This window comes from Sphingosinicella sp. (assembly GCF_041916975.1).
Lineage (GTDB): Bacteria > Pseudomonadota > Alphaproteobacteria > Sphingomonadales > Sphingomonadaceae > Sphingosinicella.
The window spans coordinates 2,847,015-2,869,916 of record NZ_JAYRYK010000001.1; the positions used below are offsets into that span (position 1 = coordinate 2,847,015).

The following is a 22,902-nucleotide window of genomic DNA, read 5'->3' on the forward strand; positions in this document are numbered from 1 at the left end:
GCGGTTCAGTCTCCAGATTGCGGCGGAATAAGTCGTTCATGGAGACGTATCATGGGTTCCACCGCCATCACCCCGGAAAATTTCGAGGCCGAGGTCGCAAACGCCGGAAAGCCGGTTCTCGTTGATTTCTGGGCGCCGTGGTGCGGGCCGTGCCGTCAGATCGCCCCGGCACTCGAGGAGCTTTCGGAGGAACTCGGCGACCAGGTGACGATCGCCAAGCTCAACACCGACGATCACCCCGAGCTTGCCTCGCAGTTCGGCATCCGCGGCATCCCGACGATGATCCTGTTCAAGGACGGCAAGCCCGCCGCCACCAAAGTGGGCGCGCAGCCGAAATCGATGATCAAGGACTGGCTGGTCGGCGAACTCGCTGGAGATGTGCGGCAGCAGGGCTAAGCAGGGGTCTGCGTTTTCGCTCCCGTTGCGGTTTCCGCTAGTGCTGCGCGGCGGCTGACGAACGCCGCCAGCACTGCGCCTGCCGCGAGGATGCCCGCCGCGATCAGGAAGCTGACGCCCGGCGCATCGCCCACGGTCATTTCGTACATCCAGCCGAAGAACAGCGGCGAGGCGATGCCTGCGATGCTGCCGACGCTCATGTTTGCACCCTGAAGCTGGCCTTGCTCGCTTTCGGAAACGCGGCGTGTCATCAGCGATTGCAGCGTCGGCATGGCGAGCGCCCAGAGTGCGTTCGGGAACAGCGCCAGCGTGAAGAGGAAGCCGGTGGGCGCAAGGCCCATGCTCGCAAGGCCGAGGCTTCCCATCACCAGCCCCGTCACCATCGTCCGCCGGTCACCCCAGCGCTTCACCGCCGGGCCCACCAGCCCCGCCTGCACGATCATTTCGAGGATGCCCGCGAGCGCGAGCGCAAAGCCGAGGTACATCGGGGTCCAGCCGTGCTTGTGGGCGGCGTAGAGCACGAACACCACGGAGAACACGTGGTGCGCGAAGTAGAGCAGGAAGTTCACCACCGCGAGGCCGGAGAGTTCCGGGTGCGAGCGCAGTAGCTTCAGCGCTCCGAAGGGATTCGCGCGCGTCCACGAAAACGCCATGCGCCGCTCCTGCGGCAGCGATTCCGGCAGGATGAACAGGCCATAGAGGAAGGTGATGCCGGAGAGCACCGCCGCTGCCCAGAAGGGCGCGCGGGGGCTGATCTCGCCGAGCACGCCGCCGACGAGCGGCCCGGCGATGAACCCCGCGCTGAATGCCGCGCCGACGAGCCCGTAGCCTCGCGCGCGCTGATCGGGCTCGGTGATGTCGGCCATGTAGGCGAAGACGGCGGTGAAGCTCGATGAGGTGATGCCGCCGATCATGCGGCCGACGGCGAGCCACCAGAGATCCGGCGCCAGCGCCATCAGGATCCAGTCGAGCGTCAGTCCAGCAGTGGAGATCAGGATCGTCGGCCGCCGCCCGAAGCGGTCGGAGATCGAGCCGATGATCGGTGAGCAGAGGAACTGCATCCCCGCCCAGATCGCGACCATGATGCCGTTCCAGTAGCCGGCCGCAGCCTCCGACCCCACGAAGCCTTCGATGAGGGCGGGCAGAACGGGAATCACGATCCCCATCGCCATCACGTCGAGCACGGCGACGGCGAGGATGAAAGCGATTGCGGGACGTGATGACGCGGACGACATGGCCGGGCGCTCATAGCCGCGCGCGGGCGCGGCGTCACGCGGGAGATTAGGGACGAGGTCTAGACGTCGTCGCTGCCGTAGGCGCCGCCTTCATTCTCCATGCGGTCTATGGCGCGCACGTCCTTCGTCGTGAACTTCAGGCGGACGCCTATGCCGCCATCACGGTTCTCCGGCAGGAACACGGCGCCGCCCGCTTCCAGCGCCAACCGCAGGCGGTGCCGCGCATCGGGATCAAGGTCGGTGCCGCCCGTCTCGAACGCGAGCAGGACTTCTTCGTCCAACCCGGCGGCCCTGGCGACATGATCGCGAGGCCAGCGCACCAGCGCCCTTGCTGCCCGTGCCTGCGGTCCGCTGATCGTCACGGCGGGCCTCCTCAGCTCCGATAGTCGGCGTTGATCGAGATGTAGCCGTGCGTCAGGTCGCAGGTCCACACTGTGGCCCGGCCTTCTCCGAGGCCGAGGTCCACGCCGATCTCGATCTCCTGGCCCTTGAGGTGCGCGGCGACCGGCGCTTCGTCGTAGCCGTCGACGACCATGCCCTCCTTCGCGACGACCGTGTTGCCGAAGCGCACCGAGAGCTTGTCGCGGTCGGCGGGTTCGCCGGCCTTGCCGACCGCCATCACGACGCGGCCCCAGTTGGCGTCCTCGCCCGCAACCGCCGTCTTCACCAGCGGCGAGTTGGCGATCGCGAGTGCGATGCGTTTGGCGGAGGCGTCGTCCACCGCGCCTTCGACCTCCACGGCGATCAGCTTCTGCGCGCCTTCGCCGTCGCGCACGACCTGCTGCGCGAGGTCGCGGCAGACTTGCGTGAGCGCGGCCTGGAAGGCGTCGGCGCCGGGGGAGTCGGGTCCGGTGATCTCGGCGTTCTTTGCGGCGCCGGTTGCGAAAGCGAGCAGGGTGTCGCTGGTCGAGGTGTCGCTATCGACGGTGATCGCGTGGAAGCTGAGGTCGGTTGCGGCTGCGAGCATCGTCTTGAGGTAGGCGGGGGAGACGGCAGCGTCGGTAAAGACGAACGCGAGCATCGTTGCCATGTCGGGCGCGATCATGCCCGATCCCTTGGCAATGCCGACGACCGCGACGGTGCGGTCGCCGATAACGGCGGTGGCGCCGGCACCCTTCGCAAACGTATCGGTCGTCATGATCGTGGAGGCGGCGTGCAGCCAGCTTGCGTCGGAGCCCACGGAGAGCTTGCTGAACGCCTGCCGGAGGCCGTCCTTCGCCTTGTCTTCGGGGAGGGGCACGCCGATCACGCCTGTCGAGGCGAGAAAGATCGTTTCGCGCGCGACGCCGAGCTCCCCGGCGACGGTTTCGAGTATCGTGTCGCACGCGGCCTGGCCGCGGCGCCCGGTGAAGGCGTTCGAGTTGCCTGCGTTCACGACGAGCGCCCGGGCCTTTCCGCCGGAAAGCGCGCCGCGGCACCATTCGACCTCGGGCGAGGGGCACTTCGATGTCGTGGTCAGCCCCGCCACCACAGTGCCTTCGGCGAATTCGCCAAGCAGCAGGTCGGCCCGGTCCCAGCTCTTGTATCCCGCGCGCGCGGTTGCAAGGCGTACGCCCTCGATGTCGGGCAGCTTGGGGAATTTCTCGGGGGCCAGCGGCGAACGGTCGTGCATCATCGTCCTCGTGAATGGAACTGATCCTGCGTTTAGGCCACTGCGGCGTTTTGGTCGAGCCGCAAGAGGGGACTCGCCAACCCGATTCGGGCGCGTTAGGCTCATGTCCAACGATAAGGATCAAACGGCGAGCAGAGACGAAGGAGCGCAGGTTTTAAGGGGGAAACGCATTTCGACGTTCAACGAAATGTACGACGGGGAAACGGTTCGCGGACCCTATCTCGACCTTTCGGGTTGGGTGACGGACATGCCGCCCGACCTCCTCGATCTGAAGCGTGCCGAGGCTGACGCCCTGTTCCGTCGCATCGGTATCACCTTCGCGGTTTACGGCGAGGGCGGCGATCCCGAACGGCTCATCCCTTTCGACATCTTCCCGCGCGTGTTCACCGCGCACGAATGGCGGCGGCTGGAGCGCGGCGTGAAGCAGCGCGCGCAGGCGCTGAATGCCTTCCTCCGCGACGTTTACGACCGCGCCGAGATCGTCCGTGCCGGGCGCATCCCGGCCGAGCGCATTTTCCAGAACGCCGCCTATGAACCGGCGGTCGTGGGCATCCAGCCGCCGCGCGGCATCTACAGCCACATCGTGGGCGTCGATCTCGTGCGTACCGGCCCGAGCGATTTCTTCGTGCTTGAAGACAATTGCCGCACGCCGTCGGGCGTTTCGTACATGCTAGAAAACCGGGAAATCATGATGCGCATGTTCCCGGACCTCTTCCAGCGGAACCGCGTCGAGCCGGTGGAGGACTATCCGAACCAGCTCCGGCGCACGCTGATGAGCGTCGCGCCGGGAAGCTGCAAAGGGGAGCCGACCGTGGTGCTGCTGACGCCCGGCTCGCTCAACAGCGCCTATTACGAGCACTCGTTCCTCGCCGATCAGATGGGCGTCGAGCTTGTCGAGGGGCAGGATCTCTTCGTGGACGGCGACCATGTCTACATGCGCACCACGATGGGGCCGAAGCGCGTGGACGTGATCTACCGCCGCATCGACGACGATTTCCTTGATCCGCTCTGCTTCCGCCCCGATTCGATGCTCGGCGTGCCGGGGCTGATGAACGTGTACCGCGCGGGCAATGTCGCCATCGCCTCGGCGCCCGGCGCGGGTGTCGCGGACGACAAGGCGATCTACACCTACGTGCCCGAGATGATCCGCTTCTATCTCGGCGAGGAGCCGGTGCTTTCCAACGTGCCGACGTGGCAGTGCGGAAAGCCGGATGAACTCACCTATGTGCTCGAACATCTGCCCGAGCTGGTGGTGAAAGAGGTGCACGGCTCGGGCGGTTACGGGATGCTCGTCGGCCCCGCCTCGACGAAGGACGAGATCGAGGCCTACGCCCGTCGCATCAAGGCCAATCCCGGCGAGTTCATCGCGCAGCCGACGCTCGCGCTGTCGACGAGCCCGACCTTCGTCGACAGCGGCCTTGCGCCGCGCCACGTCGATCTTCGGCCTTACTGCCTCGTTGGCGAACGCATCCACCTGTGCGCGGGCGGCCTCACGCGCGTCGCGCTTCGCGAGGGCTCGCTCGTCGTCAACTCTTCGCAGGGCGGCGGCGTGAAAGATACGTGGGTGCTGGCGGACTGACATGACCATGCTGAGCCGCACCGCCGAGAACCTCTTCTGGATGACGCGCTACATGGAGCGGGCCGAAACGATGGCGCGGCTGCTGGAGGTCGGCTACCGGATCGCGCTAATGCCCTCCGTGGGCGCAGGCCACCAGAACGACTGGGCCTCGATCCTTTCCGCCTCGGGCGGGGCGGCGGATTTTGCCTCGCGCTACGACGGCGAGACGACGCCTGCCACGGTCGAATCGTTCCTGTTCTTCGACCGCGAGAATAGCTCGTCGGTGGCGAATTGCATCGCCCGCGCGCGCGACAACGCGCGGGTCGTTCGCACTGCCGTCACCAGCGAGGTGTGGGACGCGTTGAACGGCGCCTTCCAGGACCTGAAGAGCTTCGAGCGTCGCGGGCCGGGCCGCACCGACCTGATGACGCTGTGTGACTGGACCAAGCGGCAGACGGCGCTGCTGCGCGGCGCGATCGAAAGCACGCAGCTGCAGCAGGACGGCTACGACTTCATGAACCTCGGCTATTATATCGAGCGCGCCGACAACACCGCGCGGATGCTCGATGTGAAATACTACGTGCTGCTGCCGGTGACGGACCGTGTGGGCGGCGGCGTCGACAACTACCAGTGGACGACGCTGCTGCGCGCCATGTCGGTGTTCCGCGCGTTCCACTGGGCTTACGGTGGGGACTATACGCCGGGGAAGATCGCGCACTTCCTGATCCTCAACAAATCCTGCCCGCGCTCGCTCATCCACTGCGCCGAGCAGACCAACTACCACCTCGCGCGCCTCTCCCGCGCCTATGGCCAGCGCACGAAGCCGCACCAGACGGCGCGCACGATCCTTTCCGAGCTTGCCGACACGGACATAGACGACATCGTCTTTTCCGGCCTCCACGAGTTCCTCACGGGGCACATCCGCCGCACCGCCGCGCTCGGCAGCGAGATCGCGGATACCTATCTGTTCGGGGGACGATGATGCGTCTCTCCGTCTCGCACGTCACGCGCTACCGCTACGCCGCGCCGATCCGGCAGGTGGTGCAGAGCCACCGGCTCACCCCGTCGCGCTTTGCCGGCCAGCGCACGCTCGACTGGAAGGTTGAGGTGGAGGGCGGCCGCTTCTCGCAGCCGTTCACCGACGGGGCGGGGGACAGCATCCGCACCATGTCGCTGCACGGTCCGGTCGAGGCGATCGACATCCACGTGACGGGCACGGTGGAAACCATCGATCTCGCGGGCGTGCTCAAGAACCACCGCGAGCGCATCTCGCCGCTCGTCTACCTGCGCACCACGCGCGCGACGCGGCCCGACGCGGCACTCAGGAAACTCGCCGCGAAGGCGGTTTCGGGCATCCCTGAAACCGCGCGTCTAGATCGCGCGCACGCCATGTCCGCCGCCGTTTCGGATGGCATCGTGTATGCGCCGGGTGAAACGCACGCGAATACGACCGCCGCCGAAGCGCTCGAACTCGCGCTCGGCGTCTGCCAGGATCACGCGCACGCGCTCATTGCCTGCGCGGTGTCGGTGGGCATCCCGGCGCGCTACGTTTCGGGCTATCTCTTCGCCAGCGCCGATGGTGTGCCGCACGAGGCGAGCCATGCCTGGGCGGAGCTTCATATCGAAGGGCTCGGCTGGGTCGGTTTCGATCCCGCCAACCGCTGCTCGCCGGACGAACGCTATATCCGCCTCGGCTCGGGCGTCGATTCCGTGGCGGCGGCGCCGATAAGGGGCGTTTCGTTCGGCCTTGCAAACGAAGATCTCGACGTGACCGTTGCGGTTACCGCGGTGCAGCAATAAAGGTTGCAGCACCATGACATACTGCGTCGGCGTTCTCCTCAATGATGGCATCGTGCTCCTTTCGGACACGCGCACCAATGCCGGTTTCGACAACATCGCCAGCTACAAGAAGATGTTCGTGTTCGAGGCGCCCGGCGAGCGCGTGATCGCGCTGATGACGGCGGGCAGCCTTTCGGTGACGCAAACGGTGATCGCGCGCCTGCGCGACGCCATCGACGACCCGGACCAGACCGAAACGCCGTCGATCATGAAGGCCGCGACGATGCTGGAGGTCGCGCAGATCGTGGGCGACACGCTTTCGCGTGTTACGGCGGAGGTTTCGGAAAAGCTCGAACGCATGAAGCAGGGCGCGACCGCTTCGATGATCCTTGCCGGGCAGCGCAAGGGCGGCGGCCCGCGCATGTTCCTGATCTACCCCGAGGGCAATTTCATCGAGGCCACCGAAGACACGCCGTTCCTGCAGATCGGCGAGCACAAATACGGCAAGCCGATCCTCGACCGCGTGGTGCGGAAGGACATGCCGATCGACGACGCGCGCAAGGCGCTGCTGCTCTCGATGGATTCGACGCTGCGTTCGAACCTGTCGGTCGGGATGCCGCTCGATCTCACCGTGCTGCGCAAGGACGAGCTGAAGGTTTCCGAAACGCACCGCTTCGAGCCCGGCGATCCCGGATTTTCGGCCATGTCCGATGCATGGAGCCGCACACTCCGTGAAGGCTTCTCGCGGATCGAAATCTGACCAGTCAGGGTTTTCCGAAGAAGCGGTCGATCACGTTTTGCGCGAGGCGCGCGGGGCGCAGCGTTTCGGCGTCCACGCAGCACCAGCTCGATTTCACCTCGGCGAGCACTTCCTCGCCGCGCTTGATGATCGTTTCGTAGAACGCCCGCGCGCCGTGCACCTTTTCGAGGAGCACGGTGGCGATCACCTCGTCGTCGAGGAAGGTCGGCCGCCGGTAGGTGATCTCGTGCTTGAGCGCCACCCACAGGTGCGCGGCGACGGCCTCGGCGGGCGCGAAGCGCTGCCAGTGGCTGAGCACGGCGTCCTGCACCCATTTCAGGTAGCTCGCGTTGTTCACATGCCCCATGAAATCGATATCGGCGGGGCTGATCTCGATCGCGTAGCTGAAGGGGGCGGGGCTGCTCATACTGCGGAGGATAGCAGGCGCGCGGCGGTTTTGCGAGCGGCGCGCGGGTTCGGACAGAATGCCGCAGGCGCAAACGAAAAGTGCCGCCGGAGAGGACTCCGGCGGCACTCTTGCGTGACGAAGCGGTCGGTTACGCGGCCTTGCGGCGGCGCGCGGCGCCAAGGCCGATGAGACCAAGACCAAAGAGCGCAAGCGTAGCCGGCTCCGGCACCTCGACGGGCGCCACGACCTTCACGGCCTTGACCGTTGCCTTCACGCCGATCGGCGCGAAGAAATCGATGCCGGCGAGGTCGTGGAAATCGACGGTGAACTCGGAACCGTCCGCAGTGACGATCGTGGGAATGTCGTCCCAGACCAGCCAGCCGCCGGTGATGATGCCGCCGGCGGTTACGTAATAGGCTTCACCGCCCGAAGAGGCCGAACCGGCGATCGGCTCGAAGAAGGCGAGCGTCGCGGTGAACGTGGCGTGACCCGCGCCGATGCCGCTCGGCGTGATCTGGCCGAAGGTGAACGTGTAGCCTTCGCCTTCCTCAAGCGAGAACGAGAAGTCGTTGGCAAACGCGAGACCGCCGGAAACACCGCACCAGCCGAGGCAGCCGCTCGTATCGACGGTGAGGCTGGAGCCGCCGTGATCGACGTCGAAAACGAGACCAGCGTTGGCGGGAGCGGCGAAAGCGGAAATGCCCAGCAGGGCGGTCGCAGTGGCGACTTTCAGAATGTTCAAATTTTTTCTCCAAGCAAAGCAACAGTTTGATGGAATTAACCATGCAATGCATATGCCATGCTCGGAAACTTACGCTGTTCCGGGCGATACGGAGTCGCGCTTCGTAACGCCTCCGTAAAAAGTGTTAAGAATTTCGACGTTCTGGGATTCAGAACCAGGTGCGCACGCCAACGAGCCAGCGCACCGCGTCCACGTCTTCGCCCGCCGCGCGCGCGAAATCAGCCGTGTCGCCGATCTTGCGGTGCCATTCGACGCCCGCATAGGGCCGGAACTGCGGCACGAATTCATAGCCGAGCCGCGCGCCCGCTTCGATCGCGGAGAGGCCTGCGCCGATGCGGTATTCGGGGATGTCCTGCGCGGAGAGCTCCACCTCGATGCGCGGCTGCAGGATCAGCTTCTGCGTCAGGCGCTGGTCGTATTCGGCTTCGATGCGCGCGGTCACGTCGCCCTTCGTGGAGACGAATGCGGCCGCATCGACCTCGAACTTGTAGGGGGCGAGGCCCTGGATGCCGATCACCGCGTGCGCGCGGTCCGGCTCCGGGCGGATGTCGTAACGGACGCCCGCCTGCACATCGAAGAACGGGGCGATCGCGTGGCTCCACAGCGCCTGCACCTCGGCGGATTCGAGCGGGCCACCGAACGCGCCTTCGCCTTCGGTCTTCCACCAGAACTTGTCGATGTCGCGGCCGATCCAGCCCTGCACATCCCACAGGTATGTCTCGTGGCCTTGCCCAAAGCCGGCCTCCAGCCGATCGACGATGGTCTTCGCCACCGTCATGCCGCCCGTTTCCGTGTAGAGCGCGGCGCGCGCGGCGGCCATGGTGTCGTCGCCGAACACGGCATCGGCGGCGTGGGTCGCGCCGCTGGTTGCGGCGGCGGGTGGTGGGTTTTTCGGAATGGCCGGGCCGGAGGGCGCAGCGCCGTGTCCCGCATGGGGGTCGTCGGCCTGCGGCATCATGTGTCCGGCGTGCGGGTCCGCGGCGGGGGCGGCGGGCATGACGTGACCCGCGTGCGGATCGGCCGCTTCCGGCATCACGTGCCCCGCATGGGGGTCGGGGTCGGTCGCTGCCGGGGCTGCCTGATGCGCGGCATGATCCTGCTGCGCCTGCGCGAGCGCCGGGTTTGCGGCACCGATCAGCAGGAGCGTGAGAAGCCGCTTCATGCCGCGCCTCCTTCGCCATCAAGGGGCCGCACCGTCACCACGTTGAACATGCCGAGGTGCATGTGCATCAGCAGGTGGCAGTGGAACGCCCAGTCGCCGGGCGCGTCGGCGGTGAGGACGAAGGAGACCTTGCCGCCGGGCAGCACGTTCACCGTGTGCTTACGCGGATGGTGGCCGTCGTGGCCGTTCACCACCTCGAAGAAGTGGCCGTGCAGGTGGATGGGATGCGCCATCATCGTGTCGTTGACCAGCGTCACGCGAACCCGCTCGTTGCGTTCGAAGCGGAATGGCTCGGTCACCGGGCTGAACTGCTCGCCGTTGAACGACCACATGTAGCGTTCCATGTTGCTCGTCAGGTGGATTTCGAGCGTGCGCGAGGGTGGCCGTGTGTCCGGGTTCGGCGCCAGCGCGACGAGATCGGTGTAGACGAGCACGCGGTGCGTTTCGTCCTCAAGGCCAAGGCCCCGATCGCCGACGCGATCGACCGCCATCGGCGCGATCATGTCGACCCCGGGGCTGAGCTTCACGCCCGCGCGCGCGGCGTTTTCGGGATCGCGCATCTTCATCGAATGGCCCATCGCGGCATGGTCGCCGCCGCCGTGGCCCATGTCCTTCATCGAAAGCGTGGGGCGCTCGCGCAGCTTCGGTACCCGCGCGCTCATGCCCATGCGGGGCGCGAGCGTCGCGTGGGCCATGCCGGAGCGGTCGACGCTTTCGGCGGCGAGCGTGTAGGGGGCGTCACCAGGCGTCACGATCACGTCGTAGGTCTCGGCGACGCTGATCTGGAGTTCGTCCGTCTCCACCGGCCGCACGTTCTCCCCGTCCGCGTTCACAACGGTCATGGGCAGGCCGGGAATGCGCACGTTGAAGATGGTCATGGCCGACGCGTTGATGATGCGCAGCCGCACGCGCTCGCCCGGATTGAAGAGCCCGGTCCAGTTCTCGGCCGGGCCGTGCCCGTTCACGAGATAGGTGTAGGTCGCGCCCGTTACGTCCGAGATGTCGGCGGGGCTCATGCGCATGGCACCCCACTCCAGCCGCTCTTTCAGGGTCTGGCCCTTGCCCGCGGCAAGCTCGGCGAAGTTGGGGTTGTCGCGGCGGAAGAACTCGGCGTCCTGCTTCAGTTTCTTCATGATCGCGTGCGGATGCATGAAGCTCCAGTCCGAGAGCACGATGACATGCTCGCGGTCGTAGGCGACCGGATCGGCGTCCGCCGGGTCGATGACGATGGGGCCGTAGTGGCCCATCGCCTCCTGAAGGTTCGAATGGCTGTGATACCAGTAGGTGCCCGCCTGGATGACCGGGAATTCGTAGGTGAAGCTCGAATGCGGCGCGATGCCGGGGAAGCTGATGCCGGGCACGCCGTCCATCTGGAAGGGCAGCAGCAGCCCATGCCAGTGGATCGAGGTGTCTTCATCGAGATGATTGGTGACGATCAGCCGCGCTCGCTCGCCCTCTTTCAGACGGATGAGCGGCGCGGGGAGCGTGCCGTTCACGGTCACGGCATGGCCGGTGCGGCCACCGACGGTGAACGGCGTATGGCCGACATTCAGCCGAATCTCCGGCCCTGAAAGTGCCGCGCCAATGCCGGGGGTGCCGCTGCGCGCCCATGCGGGGAAAAGTGCGGAAGCGCCGATGCCGCCGATCAGTGCGCGGCGCGAGAGGGGAAGTCCGGTCATGGCGAGGCTTCTGCACCTTGACACTGTGATAAGGTCAAGGGGTCTTGACCCTTACATGGTGTAAGGGTTCAATCTGTGCAGCAATAGGAGAAACACCGTGTCCGATTGCTGCAAGCACGATCACCATCACGGCCACCACGCCGCCCCGCCGGTCGATCCCGCGAACGTCGCGGCCGGCACCATGTGGACCTGCCCCATGCACCCGCAGATCCGGCAGGTGGGGCCGGGTACGTGCCCGATCTGCGGTATGGCGCTGGAGCCGGAGGCGCCGTCGCTGGACGATGCGCCGAACCCGGAGCTGATCGACTTCACGCGGCGCCTGTGGGTCGCTGCCGCGCTTGCGCTGCCGCTGTTCGTGCTGGCGATGGGCACCGACATGCTCGGTTGGCACCTGATGCCGATGCGAACGCTGGTGTTCGTGCAGCTTGCGCTGGCGACTCCGGTGGTGCTGTGGGCTGGCCTGCCGTTCTTCGAGCGGGCCATCGCTTCGGTCCGCACGCGCAACCTCAACATGTTCACGCTCATCGGCCTCGGCGTCGGTGTCGCTTACGCCTACAGCGTCGTCGCGACGCTCGCGCCGGGCCTGTTCCCCGAAAGCCTCCACACGATGCACGGGCAGGTGCCCGTGTATTTCGAAGCGGCGGCGGTGATCGTCGCGCTCGTGCTGCTCGGGCAGGTGTTGGAGCTGCGCGCCCGCGCCGCGACCGGCAAGGCGATCAAGGCGCTGCTCGGCCTCGCGCCGAAGCACGCGCGGCGGATCGCGGCGGACGGCAGCGAGGCGGATGTGGACATCGGCCACATTACCGTCGGCGACCGGCTGCGCGTGCGCCCCGGCGAGAAGATCCCGGTGGACGGCATCGTGGAGGACGGCCGCTCGTCGGTCGACGAATCAATGCTGACGGGCGAACCGGTGCCGGCCGAAAAGGCGCCCGGCGACGCGGTGACGGGTGCGACGGTGAACGGCACCGGGATGCTCGTCGTCCGCGCCGCGCGCGTCGGCAGCGACACGATGCTCGCGCAGATCGTTCGCATGGTGGCGGAGGCGCAGCGTTCGCGCGCGCCGATCCAGAGCCTCGCCGACACGGTTTCCGGCTGGTTCGTGCCCGCCGTGGTGCTGGTCGCGGTGCTCGCCTTCGCCGTGTGGCTGTTCGTGGGGCCGGAGCCGCGCCTCGCCCATGCGCTGGTCGCGGGCGTTTCGGTCCTCATCATCGCCTGCCCCTGTGCGCTCGGTCTTGCGACGCCGATGTCGATCATGGTCGGCACCGGGCGCGGCGCGGCGGCGGGCGTCCTCGTCCGCAATGCCGAGGCGCTAGAGCGCATGGAAAAGGTCGACACGCTCGTCGTCGACAAGACCGGCACGCTGACGCTCGGCAAACCGCGCCTTGTCGGCATCGAGGGCGACGACCCGGATACGATGCTGCGCCTGGCTGCTGCCGTTGAGCGCGGCAGCGAGCACCCGCTCGCCGCAGCCATTGTCGACGGCGCGGAGGAACGCGGCCTCGCGTCCGCGACTGTTAGTGATTTCGCGTCCGAAACCGGCAAGGGCGTCTCGGGTGTCGTCGACGGTCGCCGCGTCCTTCTCGGCAACCGCGCGATGATGGCGGGGCTCGACACCTCGGCGTTCGACGCGAAGGCGGATGCCCGGCGCGCAGCGGGCGAGGGCGTCATGTACCTTGCCGTGGACGGCGTGTTCGCCGGCTTCCTTGCCGTTGCCGACCCGGTGAAGGAGAGCGCGGTGGAGGCCATCGCAGACCTCAAGCGTGAGGGGTTGCACGTCGTCATGCTCACCGGTGACAGCCGCGCCACGGCAGAAGCCGTCGCAAAGAAGATCGGCGGCATCGATGCGGTGATTGCGGAGGTGCTGCCTGCCGACAAGCAGAAGGCCGTCGAGCGCCTGCGCGCCGAGGGCCGTGTCGTCGCCATGGCGGGGGATGGCATCAACGATGCGCCCGCGCTCGCCGCCGCGAACGTCGGCATCGCGATGGGCACGGGGACGGACGTTGCCATGGAAAGCGCCGCCGTCACGCTCGTGAAGGGCGATCTTCGCGGGATCGTTCGTGCCCGCCGCCTCAGCCGCGCGGTGATGCGCAACATCCGCCAGAACCTGTTCTTCTCGTTCGTGTTCAACGCGGCGGGCGTGCCGATCGCAGCGGGTGTGCTCTATCCGGTGTTCGGGCTGCTTTTGAGCCCGATGATCGCGGGTGCGGCCATGTCCCTCAGTTCCGTCACGGTGATCGGCAATGCGCTGCGGCTGAGGGGGGCGAAGCTGTGAACATCGGGGGTGCATCGAAGAAAAGCGGCGTCAGCCAGCGCATGATCCGCCACTACGAGGGGATCGGCCTCATCCCCGTGCCGCCCCGGCGCGAGTCCGGCTACCGCGACTACAGCGAGGACGATGTGCATCGGCTGCGCTTCATCGCCAATGCGCGCGATCTCGGCTTCGGCATCGAGGAAATCCGCACGCTCCTTGCGCTCTGGTCCGATCGCGAGCGCAGCAGCGCCGACGTGAAGCGCCTCGCGCTTCAGCAGGCCGAGGCGCTCGGCGAGAAGATGAAGGCGATCGAGGCGATGCGCAGCACGCTCGTCCACCTCGCGAAGGGCTGCCACGGCGACTCCCGTCCCGATTGCCCGATCATCGATGCGCTGGCGGCGAAGGTTAACTGAACGGCGACGTGCCGTGACGTATCGGTGACATTTCGGACCGGAGCGACCTTCGATGCGCTATCTCATCCTGCTTGGCGTGTTCTTTCTGCCTCAAGGGGCGGTGGCGGCCGACGGCGTGGTGGACGTCAGCCTGCGGATCAACACCTATGGCCGGGTCTCGGAATGCCGGGTGCTTCGCTCCAGCGGTTACGCGAAGCTGGATGCCAGAACATGCTCCTTGCTGCGCCGGACGAAGCGCTACGAGGTGAGGCATTACGGCGGCAAGGCCGTTTCCTACGAGCGGGTAGAGACGTATCGCTGGCAGGTGCCGCCGGTGCGGGAAGTGGCCCCGCCACAGATTCCCGAGACCCGCATTCATTGACTATAAAGCGCACCGTTCCTATGTCGGCGGCGATGTTGGGGCCCGCCTGTGCGGCCCCGCCCTTTGCGCACAAGGTCCTCCATGCTGGGTTTTAACGCGCTCGCGAAGCGTATCTTCGGCTCCTCCAACGATCGCTACGTCCGGTCGCTCTCTCCCATCGTCCGCAAGGTCAACGATCTTGAAGCCGCGTTCGAGGCGCTCTCCGACGAGCAGCTCAAGGCGAAGACGGACGAATTCCGCCAGCGCATTGCCGCAGGCGAGACGCTGGATGCGCTGCTCCCCGAAGCCTTCGCCACGGTGCGCGAAGCTTCGAAGCGCGTGCTCGGGATGCGGCATTTCGACGTGCAGCTCATCGGCGGCATCGTGCTGCACCGGGGCGAGATCGCCGAGATGCGCACGGGCGAGGGCAAGACGCTGGTGGCGACGCTTGCCACGTACCTCAACGCCATCGAGGGCAAGGGCGTCCACGTCGTCACCGTGAACGACTATCTCGCCCGCCGCGACTCCGGCTGGATGGGCAAGATCCACAATTTCCTCGGGCTGTCCGTGGGCGTCATCGTCCCGAACATCGACGAGGCGACCCGCCGCGCCGCTTATGGCGCGGACATCACCTACGGCACCAACAACGAGTTCGGCTTCGATTACCTGCGCGACAACATGAAGTATTCGCGCGAGTCGATGGTGCAGCGGCCGTTCAACTTCGCGATCGTCGACGAGGTCGACTCGATCCTCGTGGACGAGGCGCGCACGCCGCTCATCATCTCCGGCCCCACCGAGGACAAGACCGACCTGTACGTCTCCGTCGACGCCGTAGTGAAGCAGCTTCCCAAGGAGGCCTATGAGGTCGACGAGAAGCAGAAATCGATCACGCTCACCGAAGACGGCACGGAGGCCGCCGAGCGCGCGCTCGAAGCGGCGGGGCTGCTCGTGGGCGAGAACCTCTACGATTTCGAGAACACGCAGGTGGTCCACCACCTTAATCAGGCGCTGAAAGCCAACATCATCTTCCGCCGCGATACCGACTATATCGTGAAGGGCGGCAAGATCGTCATCATCGACGAGTTCACCGGCCGCATGATGGACGGGCGCCGCTGGTCCGACGGGCTCCACCAGGCCGTCGAGGCCAAGGAAGGCGTCGAGATCCAGCCGGAGAACCAGACGCTCGCCTCGATCACCTTCCAGAACTATTTCCGCATGTACCCCAAGCTTGGCGGCATGACCGGCACGGCGGCGACCGAAGCGGCGGAATTCTATGACATCTATAAGCTGAACACGGTCGAGATCCCGACGAACGTGCCCGTGAAGCGCATCGACGTGGACGACGAGTTCTACAAGAACGCGCAGGACAAGTACGGCGCGATCGTGAAGGCGATCCGCGAGGCGAGCCTCAAGGGCCAGCCCGTGCTCGTCGGCACCGTTTCCATCGAGAAGTCGGAAATGCTCTCCGAGTACCTGACGAAGGAAGGCGTCGAGCACAACGTGCTGAACGCGCGCTTCCACGAGCAGGAGGCGCATATCGTGGCGCAGGCGGGCCGTCTTGGCGCCGTCACCATCGCCACCAACATGGCGGGCCGCGGCACCGACATCCAGCTCGGCGGTAACGTCGAGTTCCGTGTCGACGACGAGCTGAAGACGATGTCCGAAGGCCCCGAGAAGGAACAGGAGGTCGAGCGCATCCGGCAGGAGGTCGCCGCCGAACGCGAGGCGGTGAAGGCCGCGGGCGGCCTGTTCGTGCTCGGCACCGAGCGCCACGAGAGCCGCCGCATCGACAACCAGCTGCGCGGCCGTTCGGGCCGTCAGGGCGATCCGGGCTTCTCGCGCTTCTACCTCAGCCTCGACGATGATCTGCTGCGCATCTTCGGCCAGCAATCGATGCTGAACCGCATGATGCAGTCCGGCCTCGAAGAAGGTGAGGCGATCGTCCACCCGTGGATCTCGAAGGCCATTCAGACCGCGCAGAGGAAGGTCGAGGCCCGCAACTACGACGTCCGCAAGCAGCTCCTCCAGTACGACGACGTGATGAACGACCAGCGCAAGGTCGTTTACGAGCAGCGCGCCGACGTGATGGATTCCGAAACGCTCGGCGATGTCGTGTCCGATATGCGCTCCGAGACCGCCAACGACCTCGTGGCGCTGCACTGCCCGGCCGGAAGCTACCCCGAGCAGTGGAACGTCGAAGGGCTGAGGGCCGATCTTGGGCGCCTGTTCTCGCTCGATTTGCCGATCGAGGACTGGATCGGCGAGCAGGCGGTCGATCAGGAAATCTTCATCGAGCGTATCGAGGCGGCCGCGAAGGACGCGCTTGAGGCGAAGACGGCGAACATCCCAGCGGAAACGTGGACGCAGATCGAGAAGAGCTTCCTCCTCCAGGCGATCGACCACCACTGGAAAGAGCATCTCGCGACGCTCGACGCGCTGCGCGCCGTCATCCACCTGCGCGCCTATGCGCAGAAGCAGCCGATCAACGAATACAAGCAGGAAGCCTTCGCGCTCTTCGAGCGGATGCTCGTCGCCATCCGCGAGGAAGTGACGCGGATGCTCAGCCACGCGCAGTTCGAAATGGCCCCGCCGCCGCTGCCGCGCACGCCGCCGGAGTTCCTGACCACGCACATCGATCCGTTCACGGGCGAGAACGATTCGCTCGCCGCCGATCCTGATCTGCTCGCGGAAACGGGCGCCGCCGTCGGTCGCAATCAGCCCTGTCCCTGCGGCTCCGGCAAGAAGTATAAGCACTGCCACGGCGCGAAGGACTGAGCCTTCGCTTCTCTGGGGGGGTGAAATGCTGAAACTGGCACTTGCCGCCGCCGCGCTGCTTTCAGGCGCGGCGCGGGCGGAAACCGTCGTCGTCACTGCGGACCGCATGGTCGATGTCGTTGCCGGGAGGATGGTGTCGAACCCGGTGGTGGTGATCACCGATGGCCGGATTGTCTCGGTCTCCGGCGGCGCGGGCGTCCCGGCGGACGCGAAACGCGTCGACCTGCCCGGCATGACGCTCGTGCCCGGCCTTATCGACATGCACGTCCATCTCGACAGCGCGCCCGTCTACGGCGGCTACAACAGCCTCGTCTTCACCGACAGCTTCTGGACGGTCGTTGGCGCGGCGAACGCGCGAGACATGCTGGAGGCGGGGTTCACAACCGTCCGCAACGTCGGCTCGGCGGGCTATTCGGACGTCGGCATCAAGCAGGCGATAGAGGAGGGCTTCGCGACGGGGCCGCGAATCGTTCCCGCCGCCTATGCACTCGGCGCCACGGGCGGCCACTGCGACGAAACCTATTTCCCGCCGTCGTTCCACCGCAAGGGTGAGGCCGTGGGCGATTCGCCCGATGAGCTTCGCGTACGTGTGCGCGAGCAGAGGAAGTATGGCGCCGAGGTCATCAAGGTGTGCGCCACGGGCGGCGTCTTCTCGCGCAACACCGAGCCCGGCCAGCAGCAGCTCTCGGAGACCGAACTGCGCGCCATCGCCGACGAGGCGCACATGTGGGGCCTGAAGGTCGCCGCGCACGCGCACGGCACCTCCGGCATCAAGGCGGCGATTCGCGCCGGCATCGACACGATCGAGCACGCGAGCCTCATCGACGCCGAGGGCATCCGCCTCGCCAAGGAGCGCGGCACGGTGCTGGCGATGGATATCTACAACACCGAGTATACGCAGGCCGAGGGGCGCAAGAACGGCGTGCTGGAGGACAATCTGCGGAAAGATCGCGAGATCGCCCAGATTCAGCGCGACGGCTTCCGCGCCGCGCACAAGGCAGGCGTGAAGATGGTGTTCGCGTCCGATGCGGGCGTGATGCCGCATGGCGAGGTCGGCAAGCAGTTCCGCGTGATGGTGGAGTACGGCATGACGCCCATGGACGCGATCCGCGCGGCGACGCGCAGCGCGGCCGAGGCGCTGGGCCGCGAATCGGACGTCGGCGCGATCGCGCCAGGCCGCTACGGAGACCTCATCGCGGTCGCCGGCGACCCGACGGCGGACGTGACGTTGCTCGCGAATGTTCCTTTCGTGATGAAGGGCGGCGACATCGTGAAAGATGCGCGCTGAGCGCATCGTCGAAGACCCGCGGAGAACCGTCACAAAAGCCGTTGACCTTGGGGGGAGGCGCGCATATAAGCCGCGCCCGTACTCGCGGGCTGGTGGTAGGCGTTCGTCCTAGACGCTGTCCTGGAACGGGTTTTTAGAGCTGATAGGCCGAAAGGCCGCGAAATAAGGGTCCGGGTGGGGCCGTTAAGGTGCCCGCCGGGACCGTTTGCATTTGTCCGCGAATCGATCGCGGATGCTTTGCGCGCGGCTGGCCCTGAGGCTTGCATGGATTTGGAAACAAGAGGCTGAAGCGTTAATGCCGACGATCAACCAGCTGGTCCGCAAGGGTCGGAATCCGCAGAAGGCGCGCAACAAGGTGCCGGCGCTCGAAGCGAATCCGCAGAAGCGCGGCGTGTGCACGCGCGTCTACACGACGACCCCGAAGAAGCCGAACTCGGCGCTCCGCAAGGTGGCCAAGATTCGCCTGACCAACGGTTTCGAGGTGATCGGCTACATCCCGGGTGAAGGCCACAACCTTCAGGAGCACTCGGTGGTGCTCATCCGCGGCGGCCGCGTGAAGGATTTGCCGGGCGTGCGTTATCACGTGCTGCGCGGTGTTCTTGACACCCAGGGCGTCAAGGATCGCAAGCAGAGCCGTTCGAAGTACGGCGCCAAGCGGCCTAAGTAAGGAACTAGAGAAATGGCTCGTCGTCGCCGTCCGGAGAAGCGCGAAATTCTCCCCGATCCCCGCTTCGGGGATGTCACGCTCACGAAGTTCATGAACCTCGTGATGTATCAGGGCAAGAAGTCGGTCGCCGAAACGATCGTCTACAGCGCTCTCGACAACGTTGAAGCGAAGATGAAGAAGGACCCGATCGGGGTCTTCCACGACGCGCTCAACAACGTGAAGCCGGGCATCGAAGTCCGCAGCCGCCGCGTCGGCGGTGCGACCTATCAGGTGCCCGTGGAGGTGCGTCCGGACCGTTCGCAGGCGCTGGCGATTCGCTGGCTGATCTCGGCGGCGCGCAACCGCAGCGAGAACACCATGTCGGCGCGCCTTTCGGGCGAACTGATGGACGCCTCGCAGAACCGCGGTACCGCCGTGAAGAAGCGCGAAGACACGCACCGTATGGCCGAGGCGAACCGCGCCTTCGCGCACTACCGCTGGTAAAGATTAAGGACTGATCGCAATGGCCCGCAGCCATCCGCTCGATAAATATCGCAACATCGGCATCATGGCGCACATTGATGCCGGCAAGACGACGACGACCGAGCGAATCCTCTATTACACCGGCAAGTCCTACAAGATCGGCGAAGTGCACGAAGGCACGGCGACGATGGACTGGATGGAGCAGGAGCAAGAGCGCGGCATCACGATCACGTCTGCCGCGACGACCTGTTTCTGGAACGATCACCGCATCAACATCATCGACACGCCCGGCCACGTCGACTTCACCATCGAAGTCGAGCGCAGCCTTCGCGTGCTCGACGGTGCCGTTGCGTGCTTCGACGGTGTTGCCGGCGTGGAGCCGCAGTCGGAGACGGTGTGGCGTCAGGCCGACAAGTACCGCGTTCCGCGCATGTGCTTCGTCAACAAGCTCGATCGCACCGGCGCCAACTTCGAACGCTGCGTCCAGATGATCAAGGACCGCCTCGGTGCGCGTCCGCTGGTGCTTTACCTCCCGATCGGCATCGAGAGCTCGTTCAAGGGTCTCGTCGACCTCGTCGAGGACCGCGCGATCATCTGGCTCGAGGAGTCGCTGGGCGCGAAGTTCGAGTATCAGGACATTCCGGCCGAGCTCAAGGACGCCGCAGAGCTTGCCCGCCAGGAACTCATCGAGATGGCCGTCGAGCAGGACGATGCCGTCATGGAAGCCTACCTCGAAGGCAACGTTCCCGATCCCGCGACGCTGAAGGCGCTGATCCGCAAGGGTACGCTGAACTTCGCGTTCGTGCCGGTGCTGTGCGGCTCGGCGTTCAAGAACAAGGGCGTGCAGCCGCTGCTCGACGCCGTCGTCGACTATCTGCCGAGCCCGCTCGACGTGCCGGCCGTGCAGGGCGTCAAGCTCGACGGCGAGACGGTCGATACCCGCAAGGCGGATGACAGCGAGCCGTTCTCGGCGCTGGCGTTCAAGATCATGACCGACCCGTTCGTCGGCACACTCACCTTCGCGCGCATCTACTCGGGCAAGCTCGAGGGCTCCTCCACCGTGCTCAATTCGGTGAAGGACAAGAAGGAAAAGATCGGCCGTATGCTCCTGATGCATGCGAACGAGCGTGAAGACATCAAGGAAGCCTACGCGGGCGACATCGTCGCGCTCGTCGGTCTCAAGGAAGTCACCACGGGCGAAACGCTCTGCGCGCCGAATGCGCCGATCATCCTGGAGCGCATGGAGTTCCCGGATCCGGTCATCGAGGTCGCGGTCGAACCGAAGACCAAGGCCGACCAGGAGAAGATGGGCATCGCGCTCAATCGTCTGGCGCAGGAAGACCCGAGCTTCCGCGTGTCGTCGGACATGGAAAGCGGCCAGACCATCATCAAGGGCATGGGCGAACTTCACCTCGAAATCCTCGTCGATCGCATGAAGCGTGAGTTCAAGGTCGAGGCGAACGTTGGCGCGCCGCAGGTGGCGTACCGCGAATCGCTCGCGCGCAAGGTCGATATCGACTACACGCACAAGAAGCAGTCAGGCGGTTCGGGTCAGTTCGGCCGCGTGAAGATGACGGTCGAGCCGGGCGAACGCGGCCAGGGCGTGCTTTTCGTCGACGAGGTCAAGGGCGGCAACGTTCCGCGCGAATACATCCCTTCGGTCGAGAAGGGCATTCGCGAGGTTGCGGCTTCGGGTTCGCTGATCGGCTTCCCGATCATCGACTTCACCGCGACGCTGACGGACGGCGCCTACCACGACGTTGACTCGTCGGCGATGGCATTCGAAATCACCGGTCGTGGTGCGATGCGCGAAGCGGCCCAGAAGGCCGGCATCAAGCTGCTCGAGCCGGTGATGAAGGTCGAAGTGGTGACGCCCGAGGAGTTCATGGGCGACGTCATCGGCGATCTCAATTCGCGGCGCGGCCAGATCCAGGGGACCGACAGCCGCGGCAACGCGCAGGTGGTCGAGGCGATCGTGCCGCTGGCGAACATGTTCGGGTACGTCAACCAGCTCCGTTCTTTCTCGCAGGGCCGGGCGCAGTACACGATGCAGTTCAGTCATTACGAGGAAGTTCCGGCGAACGTCGCCGAGGAAGTCAAGGCGAAGCTCGCCTGAGAATTTGGTTGGCAATCGGAATTGGCCGCGAGGCCAGAGACAGCAGAAGACAAGAGGGTTAGAGACATGGCGAAAGCGAAGTTTGAGCGCAACAAGCCGCACTGCAACATCGGCACCATCGGTCACGTCGACCATGGCAAGACGACGCTGACGGCGGCGATCACGAAGGTTCTGTCGGAGTTCGGCGGCGCCACGTTTACGGACTACGCCAACATCGACAAGGCACCGGAAGAGCGTGAGCGCGGCATCACGATCTCGACGGCGCACGTCGAGTACGAGACCGAAAACCGCCACTACGCCCACGTCGATTGCCCGGGCCACGCCGACTATGTGAAGAACATGATCACCGGCGCTGCGCAGATGGACGGCGCGATCCTCGTCGTGAACGCCGCTGACGGCCCGATGCCGCAGACCCGCGAGCACATCCTGCTCGCGCGTCAGGTCGGCGTGCCGGCGCTCGTCGTCTACATGAACAAAGTCGATCAGGTCGACGATCCCGAGCTTCTCGAACTCGTCGAGCTCGAAGTCCGCGAGCTTCTCTCGAAGTACGACTTCCCGGGCGACGACATTCCGATCATCAAGGGTTCGGCTCTCGCCGCCCTCGAAGGTCGCGATGACGCCATCGGCAAGAACTCGATCCTCGAGCTGATGAAGGCCGTTGACGAATTCATCCCGCAGCCGGCGCGTCCGCTCGACAAGGCGTTCCTGATGCCGATCGAAGACGTGTTCTCGATCTCGGGCCGCGGCACCGTTGTCACGGGCCGTGTCGAAACGGGCATCGTCAAGGTTGGTGAGGAAGTCGAGATCGTCGGCATCCGTCCGACGACGAAGACGACCGTCACGGGCGTCGAAATGTTCCGCAAGCTGCTCGATCAGGGCCAGGCTGGCGACAACATCGGCGCGCTGCTCCGCGGCACGAAGCGTGAAGACGTGGAGCGTGGCCAGGTTCTCTGCAAGCCGGGCACGATCACGCCGCACACGGATTTCAAGGCGAACGTCTACGTTCTGTCGAAGGATGAAGGCGGCCGTCACACGCCGTTCTTCGCGAACTATCGTCCGCAGTTCTACTTCCGCACGACCGACGTGACGGGTGAAGTTGTTCTCCCCGAGGGCACCGAGATGGTGATGCCGGGCGACAACATCGAACTCGGTGTGAAGCTGATTGCGCCGATCGCCATGGACCAGGGTCTCCGCTTCGCCATTCGCGAAGGCGGCCGCACCGTGGGTTCGGGCGTCGTGGCGGAAATCACGAAGTAAGCGAAAGCATATCGCCGGTCCG

21 protein-coding genes are annotated in these 22,902 nt (G+C 65.6%); 14 read left to right on the top strand and 7 right to left on the bottom strand.

All coding sequences use genetic code 11. The features are described from left to right. The first annotated feature begins 48 nt into the window (after nt 1-48). Entirely contained in the window at nt 49-396 is a 348-nt protein-coding gene (trxA, locus tag ACE3TJ_RS13400; protein WP_374599407.1) for a thioredoxin, read from the top strand. Here the strand turns inward: trxA and ACE3TJ_RS13405 are convergent. Genes ACE3TJ_RS13405 through argJ form a run of 3 tightly spaced genes read right to left on the bottom strand, consistent with a single transcriptional unit; the run spans nt 393 to nt 3,243 of the window. Further along, nucleotides 393-1,631 carry a TCR/Tet family MFS transporter gene (locus ACE3TJ_RS13405; protein ID WP_374596938.1) on the bottom strand — a complete coding sequence of 413 codons (1,239 nt, stop codon included), beginning with the start codon at nt 1,629-1,631 and terminating at the stop codon, nt 393-395. The two genes, trxA and ACE3TJ_RS13405, sit on opposite strands and share 4 nt — an antisense overlap. Nucleotides 1,632-1,690: 59 nt before the next feature. Further along, the gene (locus ACE3TJ_RS13410) at nt 1,691-1,993 is read right to left on the bottom strand and encodes a DNA-binding protein (RefSeq protein ID WP_374596940.1); all 303 of its coding nucleotides are present in this window, start codon (nt 1,991-1,993) and stop codon (nt 1,691-1,693) included. A gap of 11 nt (nt 1,994-2,004) precedes the next feature. Beyond that, entirely contained in the window at nt 2,005-3,243 is a 1,239-nt protein-coding gene (gene argJ, locus ACE3TJ_RS13415) for a bifunctional glutamate N-acetyltransferase/amino-acid acetyltransferase ArgJ (protein ID WP_374596942.1), read from the bottom strand. A gap of 187 nt (nt 3,244-3,430) precedes the next feature. Here argJ and ACE3TJ_RS13420 point away from each other — a divergent pair, with 187 nt between their 5' ends. Genes ACE3TJ_RS13420 through ACE3TJ_RS13435 form a run of 4 tightly spaced genes read left to right on the top strand, consistent with a single transcriptional unit; the run spans nt 3,431 to nt 7,340 of the window. Continuing rightward, a complete protein-coding gene (locus tag ACE3TJ_RS13420; protein ID WP_374596944.1) occupies nt 3,431-4,822 on the top strand; it encodes a circularly permuted type 2 ATP-grasp protein in 1,392 nt (463 codons plus the stop codon). A 1-nt stretch (nt 4,823) separates the two neighbouring features. Next, on the top strand, nt 4,824-5,783 hold the full coding sequence (locus ACE3TJ_RS13425; protein ID WP_374596946.1) for an alpha-E domain-containing protein: 960 nt from the start codon (nt 4,824-4,826) through the stop codon (nt 5,781-5,783). Continuing rightward, the gene (locus ACE3TJ_RS13430; protein ID WP_374596948.1) at nt 5,783-6,601 is read left to right on the top strand and encodes a transglutaminase domain-containing protein; all 819 of its coding nucleotides are present in this window, start codon (nt 5,783-5,785) and stop codon (nt 6,599-6,601) included. Before ACE3TJ_RS13425 ends, ACE3TJ_RS13430 begins: the two co-directional genes overlap by 1 nt. A 13-nt stretch (nt 6,602-6,614) precedes the next feature. Next, nucleotides 6,615-7,340 carry a peptidase gene (locus ACE3TJ_RS13435; RefSeq protein ID WP_374596950.1) on the top strand — a complete coding sequence of 242 codons (726 nt, stop codon included), beginning with the start codon at nt 6,615-6,617 and terminating at the stop codon, nt 7,338-7,340. Nucleotides 7,341-7,344: 4 nt separating this feature from the next. Here the strand turns inward: ACE3TJ_RS13435 and ACE3TJ_RS13440 are convergent, their stop codons facing one another. The 4 genes from ACE3TJ_RS13440 to ACE3TJ_RS13455 all read right to left on the bottom strand — a co-directional run bounded on the left by ACE3TJ_RS13440 (nt 7,345) and on the right by ACE3TJ_RS13455 (nt 11,311). After that, a complete protein-coding gene (locus ACE3TJ_RS13440) occupies nt 7,345-7,746 on the bottom strand; it encodes an acyl-CoA thioesterase (protein ID WP_374596952.1) in 402 nt (133 codons plus the stop codon). Between the two features lie 130 nt (nt 7,747-7,876). Beyond that, the gene (locus ACE3TJ_RS13445) at nt 7,877-8,470 is read right to left on the bottom strand and encodes a PEP-CTERM sorting domain-containing protein (protein ID WP_374596954.1); all 594 of its coding nucleotides are present in this window, start codon (nt 8,468-8,470) and stop codon (nt 7,877-7,879) included. Between the two features lie 148 nt (nt 8,471-8,618). Beyond that, nucleotides 8,619-9,632, bottom strand: coding sequence for a copper resistance protein B (locus ACE3TJ_RS13450; protein ID WP_374596957.1), 1,014 nt, complete (start codon nt 9,630-9,632; stop codon nt 8,619-8,621). Next, nucleotides 9,629-11,311: a copper resistance system multicopper oxidase gene (locus tag ACE3TJ_RS13455; protein WP_374596959.1), complete on the bottom strand. Its 1,683-nt coding sequence runs from the start codon at nt 11,309-11,311 to the stop codon at nt 9,629-9,631. Before ACE3TJ_RS13455 ends, ACE3TJ_RS13450 begins: the two co-directional genes overlap by 4 nt. Before the next feature lie 97 nt (nt 11,312-11,408). On the opposite strand from ACE3TJ_RS13455, the gene ACE3TJ_RS13460 reads away from it, so the two are divergent. The 9 genes from ACE3TJ_RS13460 to tuf all read left to right on the top strand — a co-directional run bounded on the left by ACE3TJ_RS13460 (nt 11,409) and on the right by tuf (nt 22,880). Beyond that, nucleotides 11,409-13,583 carry a copper-translocating P-type ATPase gene (locus ACE3TJ_RS13460; protein ID WP_374596961.1) on the top strand — a complete coding sequence of 725 codons (2,175 nt, stop codon included), beginning with the start codon at nt 11,409-11,411 and terminating at the stop codon, nt 13,581-13,583. Next, complete coding sequence (gene cueR, locus ACE3TJ_RS13465; protein WP_374596963.1) at nt 13,580-13,975, top strand: Cu(I)-responsive transcriptional regulator; 396 nt, start codon at nt 13,580-13,582, stop codon at nt 13,973-13,975. The genes ACE3TJ_RS13460 and cueR overlap by 4 nt, the downstream gene beginning before the upstream one ends. 52 nt (nt 13,976-14,027) lie before the next feature. Continuing rightward, a complete protein-coding gene (locus ACE3TJ_RS13470; RefSeq protein WP_374596965.1) occupies nt 14,028-14,336 on the top strand; it encodes an energy transducer TonB in 309 nt (102 codons plus the stop codon). A gap of 81 nt (nt 14,337-14,417) precedes the next feature. Beyond that, nucleotides 14,418-17,090 carry a preprotein translocase subunit SecA gene (gene secA / locus ACE3TJ_RS13475; protein WP_374596967.1) on the top strand — a complete coding sequence of 891 codons (2,673 nt, stop codon included), beginning with the start codon at nt 14,418-14,420 and terminating at the stop codon, nt 17,088-17,090. 25 nt (nt 17,091-17,115) lie between these two features. After that, on the top strand, nt 17,116-18,378 hold the full coding sequence (locus ACE3TJ_RS13480; RefSeq protein ID WP_374596970.1) for an amidohydrolase family protein: 1,263 nt from the start codon (nt 17,116-17,118) through the stop codon (nt 18,376-18,378). Between the two features lie 295 nt (nt 18,379-18,673). After that, entirely contained in the window at nt 18,674-19,045 is a 372-nt protein-coding gene (rpsL, locus tag ACE3TJ_RS13485; RefSeq protein WP_121047240.1) for a 30S ribosomal protein S12, read from the top strand. Nucleotides 19,046-19,057: 12 nt separating this feature from the next. Continuing rightward, nucleotides 19,058-19,528: a 30S ribosomal protein S7 gene (gene rpsG, locus ACE3TJ_RS13490; protein WP_374596973.1), complete on the top strand. Its 471-nt coding sequence runs from the start codon at nt 19,058-19,060 to the stop codon at nt 19,526-19,528. Nucleotides 19,529-19,547: 19 nt separating this feature from the next. Continuing rightward, nucleotides 19,548-21,623, top strand: a complete 2,076-nt coding sequence (fusA, locus tag ACE3TJ_RS13495; protein ID WP_374596976.1) for an elongation factor G — start codon at nt 19,548-19,550, stop codon at nt 21,621-21,623. 66 nt (nt 21,624-21,689) lie between these two features. Further along, nucleotides 21,690-22,880 (top strand): elongation factor Tu, encoded by a 1,191-nt coding sequence (gene tuf, locus ACE3TJ_RS13500; protein ID WP_374596978.1) that lies wholly within the window; start codon nt 21,690-21,692, stop codon nt 22,878-22,880. Nucleotides 22,881-22,902: the final 22 nt, after the last annotated feature.